Origin of the sequence: Bradyrhizobium canariense (assembly GCF_018130465.1) — a bacterium.
Taxonomy (GTDB): Bacteria; Pseudomonadota; Alphaproteobacteria; order Rhizobiales; family Xanthobacteraceae; genus Bradyrhizobium; species Bradyrhizobium canariense_C.
In genome coordinates this window covers 187,478-200,676 of the sequence record NZ_JAFCKJ010000001.1, presented here as the reverse complement: position 1 = coordinate 200,676, position 13,199 = coordinate 187,478, and the positions used below count along the sequence as shown (strand labels likewise).

The 13,199-nt window shown below is 64.7% G+C and carries 14 protein-coding genes; 7 read left to right on the top strand and 7 right to left on the bottom strand.

The genetic code is table 11. The annotated features are described in order from the left end of the window. Positions 1-31: 31 nt before the first annotated feature. The 6 genes from ccmI to JQ591_RS00845 all read right to left on the bottom strand — a co-directional run bounded on the left by ccmI (position 32) and on the right by JQ591_RS00845 (position 5,748). Positions 32-1,147 carry a c-type cytochrome biogenesis protein CcmI gene (gene ccmI / locus JQ591_RS00870; RefSeq protein ID WP_211394152.1) on the bottom strand — a complete coding sequence of 372 codons (1,116 nt, stop codon included), beginning with the start codon at positions 1,145-1,147 and terminating at the stop codon, positions 32-34. A 131-nt stretch (positions 1,148-1,278) separates the two neighbouring features. Then, positions 1,279-1,548, bottom strand: a complete 270-nt coding sequence (locus JQ591_RS00865; RefSeq protein WP_211394151.1) for a hypothetical protein — start codon at positions 1,546-1,548, stop codon at positions 1,279-1,281. 99 nt (positions 1,549-1,647) lie between these two features. Beyond that, the gene (locus JQ591_RS00860) at positions 1,648-3,048 is read right to left on the bottom strand and encodes a hypothetical protein (RefSeq protein WP_211394150.1); all 1,401 of its coding nucleotides are present in this window, start codon (positions 3,046-3,048) and stop codon (positions 1,648-1,650) included. Positions 3,049-3,207: 159 nt separating this feature from the next. Further along, positions 3,208-4,584 (bottom strand): sensor histidine kinase, encoded by a 1,377-nt coding sequence (locus tag JQ591_RS00855; RefSeq protein WP_211394149.1) that lies wholly within the window; start codon positions 4,582-4,584, stop codon positions 3,208-3,210. A 106-nt stretch (positions 4,585-4,690) separates the two neighbouring features. Continuing rightward, entirely contained in the window at positions 4,691-5,362 is a 672-nt protein-coding gene (locus tag JQ591_RS00850) for a response regulator transcription factor (RefSeq protein WP_211394148.1), read from the bottom strand. A gap of 230 nt (positions 5,363-5,592) precedes the next feature. Beyond that, positions 5,593-5,748 carry a hypothetical protein gene (locus tag JQ591_RS00845; protein ID WP_211394147.1) on the bottom strand — a complete coding sequence of 52 codons (156 nt, stop codon included), beginning with the start codon at positions 5,746-5,748 and terminating at the stop codon, positions 5,593-5,595. Positions 5,749-5,983: 235 nt separating this feature from the next. Here JQ591_RS00845 and JQ591_RS00840 point away from each other — a divergent pair, with 235 nt between their 5' ends. The 7 genes from JQ591_RS00840 (at position 5,984) to JQ591_RS00810 (ending at position 11,683) form a co-directional block, all read left to right on the top strand. Next, positions 5,984-6,967, top strand: a complete 984-nt coding sequence (locus tag JQ591_RS00840; protein WP_211394146.1) for a Ku protein — start codon at positions 5,984-5,986, stop codon at positions 6,965-6,967. Positions 6,968-7,025: 58 nt separating this feature from the next. Beyond that, the gene (locus JQ591_RS00835; protein ID WP_211394145.1) at positions 7,026-7,262 is read left to right on the top strand and encodes a hypothetical protein; all 237 of its coding nucleotides are present in this window, start codon (positions 7,026-7,028) and stop codon (positions 7,260-7,262) included. Between the two features lie 174 nt (positions 7,263-7,436). Then, positions 7,437-7,619 carry a hypothetical protein gene (locus JQ591_RS00830; RefSeq protein WP_211394144.1) on the top strand — a complete coding sequence of 61 codons (183 nt, stop codon included), beginning with the start codon at positions 7,437-7,439 and terminating at the stop codon, positions 7,617-7,619. A 192-nt stretch (positions 7,620-7,811) separates the two neighbouring features. Further along, a complete protein-coding gene (locus JQ591_RS00825; protein ID WP_106942909.1) occupies positions 7,812-7,976 on the top strand; it encodes a Flp family type IVb pilin in 165 nt (54 codons plus the stop codon). Between the two features lie 297 nt (positions 7,977-8,273). Next, positions 8,274-9,836, top strand: a complete 1,563-nt coding sequence (locus tag JQ591_RS00820) for a hypothetical protein (RefSeq protein WP_211394143.1) — start codon at positions 8,274-8,276, stop codon at positions 9,834-9,836. A 159-nt stretch (positions 9,837-9,995) separates the two neighbouring features. Then, positions 9,996-10,991: a glycosyltransferase family 2 protein gene (locus tag JQ591_RS00815; RefSeq protein ID WP_211394142.1), complete on the top strand. Its 996-nt coding sequence runs from the start codon at positions 9,996-9,998 to the stop codon at positions 10,989-10,991. Positions 10,992-10,999: 8 nt separating this feature from the next. Continuing rightward, a complete protein-coding gene (locus JQ591_RS00810; protein ID WP_211394141.1) occupies positions 11,000-11,683 on the top strand; it encodes a class I SAM-dependent methyltransferase in 684 nt (227 codons plus the stop codon). Position 11,684: 1 nt separating this feature from the next. Here JQ591_RS00810 and JQ591_RS00805 read toward each other — a convergent pair whose 3' ends face one another. Further along, positions 11,685-13,130, bottom strand: a complete 1,446-nt coding sequence (locus tag JQ591_RS00805) for a hypothetical protein (RefSeq protein ID WP_211394140.1) — start codon at positions 13,128-13,130, stop codon at positions 11,685-11,687. Between the last annotated feature and the right edge of the window lie 69 nt (positions 13,131-13,199).

Sequence of the window (13,199 nt, the reverse complement as noted above, 5' to 3'; positions counted from 1 at the left end):
TCCGTTCTCTGCTCGTCTCGTCCTGACATCATCATCCGTCGAGCCCGAGTGTCTTGAGGCCTTCATCGAGCTGGCGCCGCCGCGCTGCATCGTTGGCAACCGCCTGGCGTGCATCGGTCGATGCCGCCACCGCCTTGTCGCGATCACCCATGACGAGATAGGCGCGCACCAGGCGCAGCCAACCCTCGACGTCGTCGCCGTTCTGCTTGAGGCGCGTGGCGAGCCGTTCGACCATGCCGCGAACCATCGCGTTGCGATCGCCCTCGTTCATGTCCTTGGAAGCCGCGAGTGTCTCATCCGACAGCGCCGGCATCGTAGCGCCACCGCCACCGACCCGCGCGAGCGAGGTCTGCACGAGAAGGCGCCACGGCGCGTCCGCCGGCGCTTTCGCCAGCAGCGCGCGCCAGATATTGGCGGCGTCGTCCTTGCGGCCGTCCTGCTCGGCGGCGAGACCGAGAAAATAGTTTGCCTTGGGGTCGTCGGCGCTGAGCGCGTGCGCGCGCTCGAACTCGGTCTTGGCTTCGGCGGTCACGACGCCGCCGGCGGCGGCCGAGATCGCTTCGCCGAGATCGGACCGGCGCTCCGCACTCTCGCCATTGTAGGTGAGCGAGTTGCGATAGGCGCGCACCGCGTCGTCGAAACGACCAAGCCGCTCCAGCACGGGCGCGATCACGTTCCAGCCGCGCCCGTCGGTCGGATTCTTTTCCAGATGTTGCTGGACCTGCACGACCAGATTCTCGAGCGACTGCGCCATGCCGGACCCGGATCCGCGCTCGCGCTGCGCCAGCGGAAAGTCCTGAAGCCTGGGCGAGCCGAGCGGCGCATAGACACCGATCGCAACCAGCGGCAGGCCGGCAAGCGCCAGCACGGCCGCCGCGCGGCGCCATTTGACGCTGGGTTTCGGTGCAATTGCGGTCTCGCTGCCGGCCGCGGCGAGCAGCCTGCGGCTGACCTCGACGCGCGCGGCCTCGGCTTCGGGCGCTGCGATCAGCCCTGCGGCAAGATCACGCTCGATCTCGGCGAGTTGGTCCTTGTAGACCGCGACCTCGCTGCCCTGATTTTGCGCGCGTCCGCTACGGCCGAGCGGCAGAAGCACGGCGAAGATCGCCGCAACCGTCATCAGCGCGAACACGAACCATAGCGTCATCTGGCAAGCTTCCGGCAACGCGCGAACCGCGCCCACAGGTGGCTTTACACCACGGCCGGACGATGCGGCAATTGACAATTGTCAATTCGGCGCGACCGCGCACCATCCCGAAACGATGAAAATCCAACGGCTTAGCCGATCTCGAAGTCCGCGCTTTGAGCGGCGTCCTCGCCGTGCCCGTCGAAGGCCCTCAGGAAGTATGTTCCCGGCTCGATTGCGTCGGGCAATCTGATGCGCAACGCCCCGACGGGAACGGGCGATGCCACCCTGGTGGCGGTCTCAGGAAGCTGCCGACCGCTTGCCTTCTCGACCAGCACCACCTTCGCGCCGACCATCAGCCTTTGATATTTGGCAACAACGACGCGATTCTCGATTTCGATGGAACTGATAACGGGTTTCATGCGCCCACAGATAGAAGTATAAAAGTTTGCACGGTGAGCGTAGGGCTCGTCACCGACACCGTCAACCTCAAATTGTGATCACAAAAATATGCGCCTGGATCAGCTCGCGCGCGACGATTTGCGCTCGCCCGTGGCCGCGTTCTCCGCGGCGCGGCTCATCAGCGAGGCATAATCATCGCCGAACAGCACCTGGCAGAAGCGGATCGCGGCCTGCACCTGCTGCTGCCGATAGGTGCGGACCTTGTGATCGGCGCCGCGCAGCGACTGCACCAGCTGCTCGGTCGAACGCTCGACATATTGCTGGAGGTCGGAATAGGTGCGCAGTGTCACCTCGTTGATCGCAAGCTCGCTCGCATAATTGCGGCAGGTCGCGACAAAGTCGATCAGCGCCACGGTTTCCTCGACCTCGGTGCTGTCGATCCGCGCGCCCGGCGGAATGTCCTTCTCGGCGCGCTGGCGCAGGATGCGGCGGACGCGGCCGGGAACACTGTCGATCTCGGATTGCAGCGCGTTGGAGATGTCGGCCCGGATCGAGGTCAACTGCTTGCCCCAGGCGGAATCGTTGCGCAGGTCGAGTTCGGTACGCAGGCCGCGGACGCCGTCATGCAGCGTCTTGAGATTGCCGGCGACGTTGTCGAAATGGCCGCGCTTGATGTCCATGCGCAGGATGGCGGCGACGCAGGACAGGTCATGCAGCGCGATCGTGACGGCGACGCCATAGGGCGTTGCCGCGACGCGGATCTCGTCGTCGGACGCGGCAATCTTGATGGCGAGGCGGATGATCTGCCACGGCGCGGTCATCCGCTGCACGACGATCGACAGCGCGAAGGGCAGCATCTGCGGCGTCTGGAGGACGGGAATGTTGAGCGCCGCGGTCACCGAGGCGATCTGGGCATCGCCGAAGGCGCGCAGGGAGCGCGGCAGCTTCTCGTTCAGGGTGGCGATTGCCTCGCGGACCGCGAGCACCGCCCCGGTCGAATAGAGATCCTCGATCACGTTTGGCGGGCCAACGCGGGCGAGCGCACGCGACTTGTCACCGCCGCCCGGCCCGGTCAGCTCGAAGATGGCGTCCGCGGCGACCGCCTGGAGCTTCTGCGCCAGCGCTTCGACCTGCCCTGCACCGTCGGCCGGCGTGCGCGCCAGCGCCGCCTCGAATTCATTCACCTTGTCCGGGGCACCGTCGCGGCCGAGCCATTGCCAGATCGGAGCCAGCGAGGAGCGGCGGATTTGCCCGACCCGGATCGGGGCGCCCGGTTCGACCAGGAATGGTTCCAACACCTGGAACAGCAGCCGCGACAGATCGTCCGTGCGCGGCGGTGCGGCCTCGTCGGCTTCCGTCTTGCGGACGATCTTGCGCAGCTGGTCGAGCACGAGGGTCGCCACGGCCGTATCCTGGCCGCGCTCGAGCGCACGCTCGAACTCCCGCATCAGCAGGGCCTGCGCCTGCGGCGGGAGCTGCGCGAGATATTCCCTCAGCCGCTCGATCGATGTCTGGCTCATGCGCCCGGGTATGAACGGTAAAATGGCGGACGTGGGATCCGTCCTGCTCGATCATAGGTGGGGCCCACTTAAGAAGCCGTTTAGGAAGTCGCTCCGAATACCCCTGGTTTCGTCCGGATCGGTGTGCCGCAGGCCAAATAGTCGCGTCGGAACAAGGGATTATATTCCTGGGAGGACCAGCTCCGCCCGCAGGCCCCCGGTCGGCGCGCCGCCGAGTGAGAGGCTGCCGCCGTAGAGCGCAGCGAGGTCGGTCACGATCGACAGCCCTAGCCCCGATCCGGGCTTGGACTCGTCGAGCCGCTGGCCGCGCCGTGAGACCTGGGCGCGCTCGGCCTCCGACAGGCCGCGGCCGTCATCGTCGACGATGATGCGCAGCCGCGGACCGGTGCTCGCCTGATGCGGCGCTTCCACCAGAACTTCGATGAAGACCCGCGAGGCCGCCCATTTGCAGGCGTTGTCGACGAGATTGCCGACCATCTCCTCGAGATCCTGCCGCTCGCCGCGGAATTTCGCCGACGGATCGGCCTCGGCCTCGACCACGATGCCACGGCCGCGGTGGATCTTCTCCATGGTCCGCCGTAGTGCCTCGATGGCGGGAGCAACCTCCGTCACGGTTCCGACGATCGAGACCCGCGCCGCGATGCGCGCGCGCTCGAGATGATGGGCGACCTGGTCGCGCATCACGTTCGCCTGCTCCATCACCTTGGCCGCGAACGGATCGGTGGCATGCGCGCCGGCCTCGTTCACGATGACCGAGAGCGGCGTCTTGATGGCGTGGGCGAGATTGCCGACATGGGTGCGTGCGCGCTCGACGATCTCGCGATTGGCGTCGATCAGCGCGTTGGTCTCGCGCGCCAGTGGTGCGATCTCGACCGGGAATTCGCCCTCGAGCCGCTCCGCCCGCCCGGACCGGATGTCGGCGATGGATTCGGAGATGCGCTTGAGCGGCGCGAGGCCGAAGCGGACCTGGAACACGGTGGTCAGCAGCAGCACGATACCAAGCGCGGTGAAGGTGCCACCGAGGTAGTAATCGAAACTGCGCGTCTCGTCGAAAATCTCTGTGTCGTCGCCGGCGACACTGACGAGAAATTTGCCATCCGCGCCGAGATCGACCGGCCGCTCCACCATGCGCAGGTTCTGTCCTTCGGGACCGTCGACATAAGCGATCCGGATGCCGGCGGCGGTGAGCTCGGTGCCCTGCTCTTCCAGCTTCGGCAGCTTCTTGTCCCAGAGCGAGCGCGAGGAGCGCACCTCCGGCTTGTCGATGTCGGTCCGCGTGATCTGCCAGTACCAGCCGGACAACGGCAGCTCGAACAGAGGCTCGCCGAGCGACTGGAACTGGCGGTCCGGTGGCTCGTCGGGGGTGGCGACCTCGGCGATCAGCGTGCGGAGATAGAGATTGAGCCGGCGGTCGAAGGCGCGCTCGGTGGCGTTCTTGTAGACCGACGACAGCACCACGCCGGTGATGGCCAGGATCACCACGAGCCACGCGGTCGCCGACAGGAACAGGCGGTTCGCAAGCGAGCTGGCGGGCATCGGAATGATCCCGGAGGCGCGGGGTGGCATGGCATCTGAACTCATGACCCGAACAAGGCCTCTGCCGCGCCGCCCGTCAAGGCAAGATAGTTCGAGACACTACGCTTCAGGCGCCGGGGGTCGGCGGGGTCAGGAGATAGCCGAGGCCACGGACGGTCTGGATGATGTCGACATCGAGCTTCTTGCGGATGCGGCCAACGAAGACCTCGATGGTGTTGGAGTCGCGGTCGAAGTCCTGGTCATAGAGATGCTCGACCAGCTCGGTGCGGGACACGACGCGCCCCGAATGGTGCATCAGGTAGGCCAGAAGCCGATATTCGTGCGAGGTCATCTTGACGGGATTGCCTGATACGCTGACCCGTCCGGTCCTGGTGTCGAGCGTGACGGGGCCGCAGCTCAGCTCGCTCTGGGCATGGCCGGTGGAGCGGCGCAGCAGCGCGCGGATGCGCGCCAGCACCTCCTCCAGGTGGAACGGCTTTGCGACATAGTCGTCGGCGCCGGCATCGAAGCCCTGGACCTTGTCGCTCCAGCGGTCGCGTGCGGTGAGGATCAGGACCGGCATGGTGCGGCCGTTGCGCCGCCAGGCTTCCAGCACCGAGATGCCGTCCTTCTTCGGCAGGCCGATATCGAGCACCACGGCGTCGTAGGGCTCGTTGTCACCGAGATAATGCCCCTCCTCTCCGTCAAAGGCGCGATCGACGACATAGCCGGCGTCGGTCAGCGCCTTGGTGAGCTGGCGATTGAGATCGGGGTCGTCCTCAACGACGAGCAGGCGCACGCTTCTCTCCAGAATTAGGCCGCATGAACACCCGCACAGATGAGCAATTCCGGCGTGAACTGAATATGAACGCGGGGAACCGGCCGCGTTACTTTTTGGTCATATACGACCGGTTCGCGGCCAACGCGCTACGCCCGCCAGGCCAGCGGGCGAACCGGCGGCATGGCGGGCGCAATGTGCCGCGTTACGCGGCGAGTCGGAAGGTGCGAACCGTCCTGTCGATGCGCCGATCAGGTCCGGAAGAACACGAACCAGATCACGGCGAGGATCAGGATCGCGAGCCCGGTCGAGATGGCGAGCAGCGCGGCCACCGACGGCCCGGGTTCGCCCTGACGGGCCTCGGTCGCAGTTTCGACGATCTGGCGTTGGTCTCGCGTGGCTGCCATGGTGACCTCAATCTCTGGCTGTCGCGTCGGATGGCTTCGAGCTCCTCGCGGCATGATGTCCCGTGGCAACGCGTGATTGGATATGATGTTCCGGCATTTGCGGCCGGATCAGGCTGCAACCGCGCGCCGGGCGGCCGGTTAACGCAGTTGCAAGATTCAGCAATGCGCCTTGCTATGATTCGTTGTTCCCCGATGGTATCTTCGTCCTCTGTCCCCGTTGCGTTTGGAGTAGCCCATGGCCCCCCGCGCCAATTGGAAGGGTTTTCTGCGTTTGTCGCTCGTGACCTGCCCGGTCGCGCTCTATCCGGCCACTTCGGATACAGAGAAGGTCTCGTTCAACCAGATCAACCGCAAGACCGGCCACAGGATCAAGTACCTCAAGGTCGACGCCGAGACCGGTGACGAGGTGACCTCCGAGGACATCGTCAAGGGCTACAAGGTCGACACCGACACCTATATCGAGGTCACCAAGGACGAGCTCGACGAGATCGCGCTGGACTCCACGCACACGATCGAGATCGACGAGTTCGTGCCGAAGACCGACATCGACAGCCGCTATCTGATCCGCCCCTATTATCTCGTGCCCGATGGCAAGGTTGGCCACGACGCCTTTGCGGTGATCCGCGAGACCATCCGCAGCATGGACAAGGTCGCGATCGGCCGCGTGGTGCTGACCAATCGCGAGCACATCATCGCGCTGGAGCCGCTCGATAGCGGCCTGATGGGGACGCTGCTGCGCTACCCCTACGAGGTCCGCGGCGAGAAAGACTATTTCGACGACATCCAGGACGTGAAGCTGACCAAGGACATGCTCGACCTTGCAAAGCACATCGTCGAGAAGAAGTCCGGCGCGTTCGAGCCCGAGCTGTTCGAGGACCATTACGAGACCGCGCTGATCGACCTCATCAACAAGAAGCGCAGCGGCGCGCCCATCACCGCGAAGGCCGCGCCCAAGACCGGCGGCAACGTCATCAACCTCATGGACGCCCTGAAGAAGAGCATCGCGAACGAGAAGGACGCGAGCCCCGCAGCGAAGGTGGCCAAGGACACTGCCAAGGACGCGACCAAGGGCAAGAAGCCGAAGAAGCGCGTCGAGGGCCAGCGCGAGATGCTGCTGCCGATCGCCGGCAAGGGCGGCATGGACGCTGCTGCGAAAGCCGCTCCCAAAAAGGCCGACAAGCCGGTGCGCGCGCCGACGCGCGCGAAGAAGGCCGGCTAGCAGCATCGCACCGGCGACTACGCCGTGATGTCTTCCCTCGCCGATCGGCCGACCTGACATGCCCTGGTCGGCCGCGTTCGACGACCCCATTTCCTTGCGTGGCGGGCGCAAGCTGCGGACGCTGCAAGAAGCTGCCGATCACATCATGCGACTGCCCGAGGATACGCAGCACGCGAGCCATTGGCAGACCGCGATCGAAACCCTGATCAACGCGGCCGAGACCGGCGGCGGCTGGATGATGTTCGCGCGCATCGCGGTGTTGCGAGCGCTGAATGCGGACGGTCGGCGCGAGTGAGCCCGGCACCTCGCTCAAGAACAGGCTCAACAATCCGTTAAGCCGCACCATCGCTTTCGTCCCCGCCTGCTGTCGCGGGGGCGACACGTAATCGTACGGACGACAAAATTAACCGTCGGTTCCCGCTACGCACAGCATGGTCGCCCCTCGATTAAACCCGGGATTTGCAGCCTCGTGCAGCCGCAGGACGCCAGAAAGAACTACATCGGCATCGTCAACGACACGGCCGAGGAAGAAAGCCTCGCCGGCGGCTCCGCGCGGGCCCAGCCGCGCGTGGTGAGCTATCTGGTCGGACGCCTCGCGGCGGCGCTGAAACGCCCGGGCAAGGCCGCGCCGGAACGCCCGATCTCGTCCTGAGACGGGATGACGACATCGCCAAATGCATCCGAATTGGGTGACGAAACCTTAAGTCAATCGATGACACGATATGAAACGACAGGCGAGGACCATCCGACCTGCGTTTTGATGCGCCCACGAAAAATTAGTGAATCAATTTACCATTCCGAAAACGGCACCAGCCTACGTTGGACGGATGAACAGGAGTTGACGATGACTTTGCTCAAGTCATTTCTTGCCGATGAGAATGGTGCCACCGCCATCGAGTATTGTCTGATCGCCACCGGCATCGCGCTCGCGATCATCACGGCCGTGAACAACACGGGCAGCGCACTCCTGAGCGGCAAATTCAACTCGATCAGCGCGGCGGTGAAGTAGCCGCCATAGCCGGCGCGCCACAATCCGATCAGCGCGAGTCCGCGTGCAGTGCGCCGGAGGACGGGCTCCTCTTTCCAATCGACGTTCCAATACGGACACGCGTTTGGTGTTCTCGCGACGGCTTCGCCCGGGTTTTGCTGTCCTCTTCCGCCCTCATCGAAGAGAGGGCGCAGGGCGAATTTCCTTGAGCATGCGGCGGCGACCCCAGCTTGATTGTCGCGAAGTCCGCATTATGGCGTTGTGTCGTGCGGCTGCGTCATCGTAGAGCGTAAGCTCAAACTCCGGCGGCCCGAAGACATGATTCCCTCCGACAAGCCGACCTTGACAATCCGGGCTCGTCTTGGCTCGGACCGATCGGTGGCGATCACCGTTCTGGCAATGCTGACGGCCGTCTCGTTTCTTCCGGTGCTGCTCACCCCTATCCCCGCGATGGTCGACTATCCCAATCACCTCGCCCGGATGTATATCCTGAGCCAGAACGGCACCCCCAACGCCAATCCGTATTACGAAGTGGCCTGGGCATTCTATCCCAACCTTGGAATGGACCTGCTGGTCCCGCAGATGGCGCGGCTGGTCAGCGTCGAGAACGCCACACGGCTGTTTCTGCTCCTGAGCCAATTGCTGATCGTCGGGGGCGCGCTTTTGCTCGAATGGGCCCGGAAGGGACGGGTCCATCTCGCCGGCTTTGCGGCGCTCGCTTTCCTTTACTGTCTGCCGTTCAGCTGGGGCTTCGTGAATTTCGAGTTCGGACTGGGCCTCGCTCTCTGGGGCATCGCCGTCTATCTGATGCTGGCGGAGCGCCCATGGCCGCTGCGTTTCGTCGTCAACATGGTCTTCGTCGCAGCGCTGTTTGCGGCGCATTTCTTCTCCCTCGGCATCTACGGCGCGACGCTCGGCCTTTACGAGCTCTCGCGCATCCGCCATGGGCGAATATCGTACGGGGTCGCCGCCGCGCGGCTCGGCGCGTTGGCCATACCGGCGCTTGCCCTGTTTGGGATCATGCGCATGAGCGCGGGCTCGATCGGAAGCGAAGGGACGAGCTGGTTCCTCGGGTTCAAGCCGATCTGGCCGTTGCGCATCATGAACGGTTACAATTTGACGGTAGCGGCAGCGACCGGGCTGGCGCTGATGATCTCGCTGTTTTTCACCGCAAGACGCGGCGTCCTCAAGCTCGAGTCAGCCGGGATCTGGCTCGCGATCGGGTTCGCGCTGCTGTACGTCGTCATTCCCTCGAAGCTGTTCGGAACCTCGTTCGTGGACCTTCGCGTGATACCCGCTGCGGCTCTGATCCTGCCCACCTTCTGCTCGCTGACGCTGCCCAGCCGGGCATGGAGAATGGCAGCGCTCGCCGCGATCAGTGGCGTCATACTGATCAATCTCGCCGTCGTGCTCGCGGTGTGGTTGCCTTACCGCACCGACTATGCGGCGATCGTGGAGTCGTTCCACAAGATCGATCGCGGCTCGCGCGTCCTGGTCGCCAGCACGGACGACAATGGAGACCCGCCCTTCGCCGACCTCACCTCCTATCCGATGTATTATGCGCCCACGCTCGCCGTGCACTATGCTAACGCGTTCGTGCCCAATTTATTCACGGAAGCGGGCAAGCAGCCCGTGCGGCCACGCGAGGACGTGCGCCGTCTTGCCATTCCCTACGGCGGGCCAATGCCGCTAGACGTGCTTACCGCGATTGCGGAAAGCCGGCCGCCGGCGGGCGTTCCGCCGTTCGTCCGCACCTGGCACCAAGATTACGACTATCTCTATGTCCTCGGGCCGCGGGCCGCAAACCCGCTGCCGGATCTGCTGGACGCGCTGGATACCTCAGAGCGATTTGTTCTCTACAAGATCCGCCGCAGATCCTAGGCGAAGCCGCGGCTGCCTAGTGTGGTTAATCAGGCGTCACCATCCGCACCGCCTTCTGGAAGCCACCCCGGCGCCCCATATCCTTAACGGTTGTGGCAAGGCCACCTTAACCACCGCCGGCATAGACTTCCGCTCCTGCAACGAGTTGGAATCTCTCGCATGGCGGCCAATCCCCAGTCGATCCGCTACAGCCTCGTCATCCCCGTGTTCAACGAGGAAGCCGTGCTGCCGGTCCTGCTGCGCAGGCTCGACCTGGTGCTGTCCCGGCTCGACGGGCCGGCAGAAGCGATCTTCGTCGACGACGGCAGCAGTGATTCCAGCTCGATCGTGCTGCAGGCGCTCGCCACGCGCGACCCGCGCTTTCGCTATATCGGCCTGTCGCGAAATTTCGGCCATCAGATCGCCATCACCGCCGGCATGGACGCCGCGCAAGGTGAAGCGATCATCGTCATGGATGCCGATTTGCAGGATCCGCCCGAAGTGATCGAGCAATTGATCGCAAAATGGCAGGAAGGCAACGACATCGTCCACGCCCGCCGCCTGTCGCGCGACGGCGAAAGCCGATTCAAGCGCGCGACCGCGCACCTCTTCTACCGGCTTCTCGGCAGGATGTCCTCGGTCGGCATCCCCGCCGATGTCGGCGACTTCCGCCTGATCGATCGCAAGGTGCTCGACGCACTTCGGCAGATGCCGGAGCAGGACCGCTTCGTACGCGGCATGATCGCCTGGCTCGGCTTCCGGCAGGCCGAGGTCGCCTTCCACCGCCTCGAGCGTGCGGCGGGCGAGACCAAATATCCGCTGTTCAAGATGGTGCGGCTCGCGATGAACGCCGCGCTCGGCTTTTCCGATCTGCCCTTGCGGCTCGCAATCTGGTGCGGATTGACGGTCTCGGGACTTGCACTGCTCTACGGCGGCTGGGTGATCCTCTTGTGGCTCAGCAACGATAGTCATCTCGTGACCGGCTGGTCCTCGACGATGGTCGTCGTGTCCCTGCTGTGTGGAATGAACATGCTGATGACGGGCATCGTCGGGCTTTACGTCGGCCGCATCCATGCCGAGGTGAAACGCCGTCCGCTCTACGTGGTGCAGACGCGCGCCGGCTTCGATCGCAACGAGGCGGCGGCCACACCCGCGATCCACGCCGTCAACGAGTAACCCAGCGCATGACCGAGCTCTTCGACGGTTATCACGACAACTACCGTGACGTGGTCCAATCCTCGATCGACTTTTCCGGCTTGCCGCATCACTTCTTCATGCGCGCCAAGGCCGATCTGCTGGGCAATCTGATCGCGCAGCGGCTCGACACGAAGAGGCCCGAAATGCTGGACGTCGGCTGCGGCGTGGGCAGCCTTCATCCCCTGCTGCACGGCATGGTCGGCCGCTTGAGCGGCATCGACGTTTCTTCGGCCAGCCTGGCGCAGGCCCGCGCCGACAACGGCGGGGTCGACTACCGTGAGTTTGACGGCCGCACCTTTCCTTTCGACGATGCCAGCTTCGATGTGGTCACGGCCGTCTGCGTGATGCACCACGTCGTGCCGACCGAATGGGCGCAATTCATCGCCGAGATGCGGCGCGTGACGCGCCCCGGGGGGCTCGTCTGCGTCATCGAGCACAATCCGTACAACCCGTTGACACGCCTTGCCGTCGCGCGCTGTGAGTTCGACCGGGACGCCGTCTTGCTCGGTGCCGGCACAACCCGGAAGTTGATGGCTGCCGGCGGCTTGCGCGAGATCGGTGCGCGCCATTTCCTGCTGCTGCCCTGGGACACCAAGCCGGCGCGGCGCCTCGAAGATACCCTGAGCGGCGTGCCGCTCGGCGGCCAATACGCCGCCTTCGGGACCGCTTGATCTATCTTTGCGGCATATCTCGCCGCTTGTGCACGACCGCCACGTCGTCGCTGTAGACGCGCTGCCACTGGGGCAGCCGGTCCAGCATCGCTATCGCCGGCGTCTCCGGCGCGAGCAGCGTCGCGCCGATGTTGTATTCGTCGAGCAGCTTGAGGAAATCGCCGAGATCGACCAGCGCCAGGGCACGATTGTAGCGGTTGATGAACGCTCCCCCGTACAGTTCACCGCGGCCATCGATAAAGCTGGGAATGCCGGCAAAGATCAAATAGCCGCCGAAGGAATAATCGTTGAGCACATGCCCCGCCGTGGCGAGCTTGGCTTCAGCGATGGCAGCCTGAGGGGTAATGACCGCAGCCGGCCGTATGTCACGCGCCAGCGCCGCCCCGCTCACCGCGATCAACACACCGAGTGCGGCCAGGTTCAGGCCGCGCGACGAACCGGCAGCATCCTCCCCAATCGGTCCGCCGAATTTCCGCCCCAGCGGAGCCGCCAGATAGAGCGGCGCCAGCATGGCCAGCAGATCCGCATTGCGGATCTGGGCCAGCGCGAAATGCAGCAGGCCGATCACGACCAGGGCCCGCACGACCGGCAGCGTCACGCCGCGCGAGAGCGCGAAGATGCCGGCCAGCAGCAGCAACTCGAAGAAACCTATGTGGCTGAAATCTTGCGGCCGCCATTCCGCGATCCAACCGAGCGCGGGGCCGAGACCGAGTGTCGTCAGTGGCATCAGCAGCGGTTCCGGCCCGTAGGGCGTCAGGCAGGACGCGGCGACTGCGAGCGCCGTGAATGGCAACCACCGCAGGAACACGCGCGGCCATTCACTGCGCTTCTCGCGCAGCAGCGCCTCGAGCCCCGCGGGGCCAATCAGTCCAAGCGCCAGCACCACACTGCCGTGCAGATTGGCCCACACGACCAGCAGCGGAAGGGCCCAGTACGGCGGAGGCCCTCCACGATCCATGCAGCGTACCAGGGCGGCCGCCCAGGTCACCATCACCGGCAGCACCAACACGTGCGGCCGCGCCAGCATATGCGGCGCCAACAGGATGACGGCCGCGATCACCATGAGCAGTGTGTGGATTGGCGAAAGCTCGCGCAGCAGGAAGAACGTGAACAGGCCAAAGGCGAGCGCTATCGCCGCGGCGGCGACGACGAGGACGCCCTGCCAGCCGGCAAGCGCGTAGGCTCCGGCATAGATGATCTCCGAGAGCCATTCGAAGGTGATCCAGGGGGCGCCGTGCCTCGAAAACGAAAATGGGTCGCTCGCCGGCAGCGTGCCGTGCGCGATGATCCAGCGCCCGACCTCGATGTGCGAATAGCTGTCGGGATCATTGAGCAGCCGCGGTCCAAGGACCAGCAGCAGGACATAGACGCCAAGGCTCACCAGCCAGGGGAGCGCCGCGCGCGCCGAAAACGGTTGAACCTCGCTGTGCACGACCTGGTCACTCATGGCGAGCGCAAGTTAGGGCGCAAGCGTTAAATTCCTCTTTGACCTCACCGCGCCTGGCTCCGCGCGCGG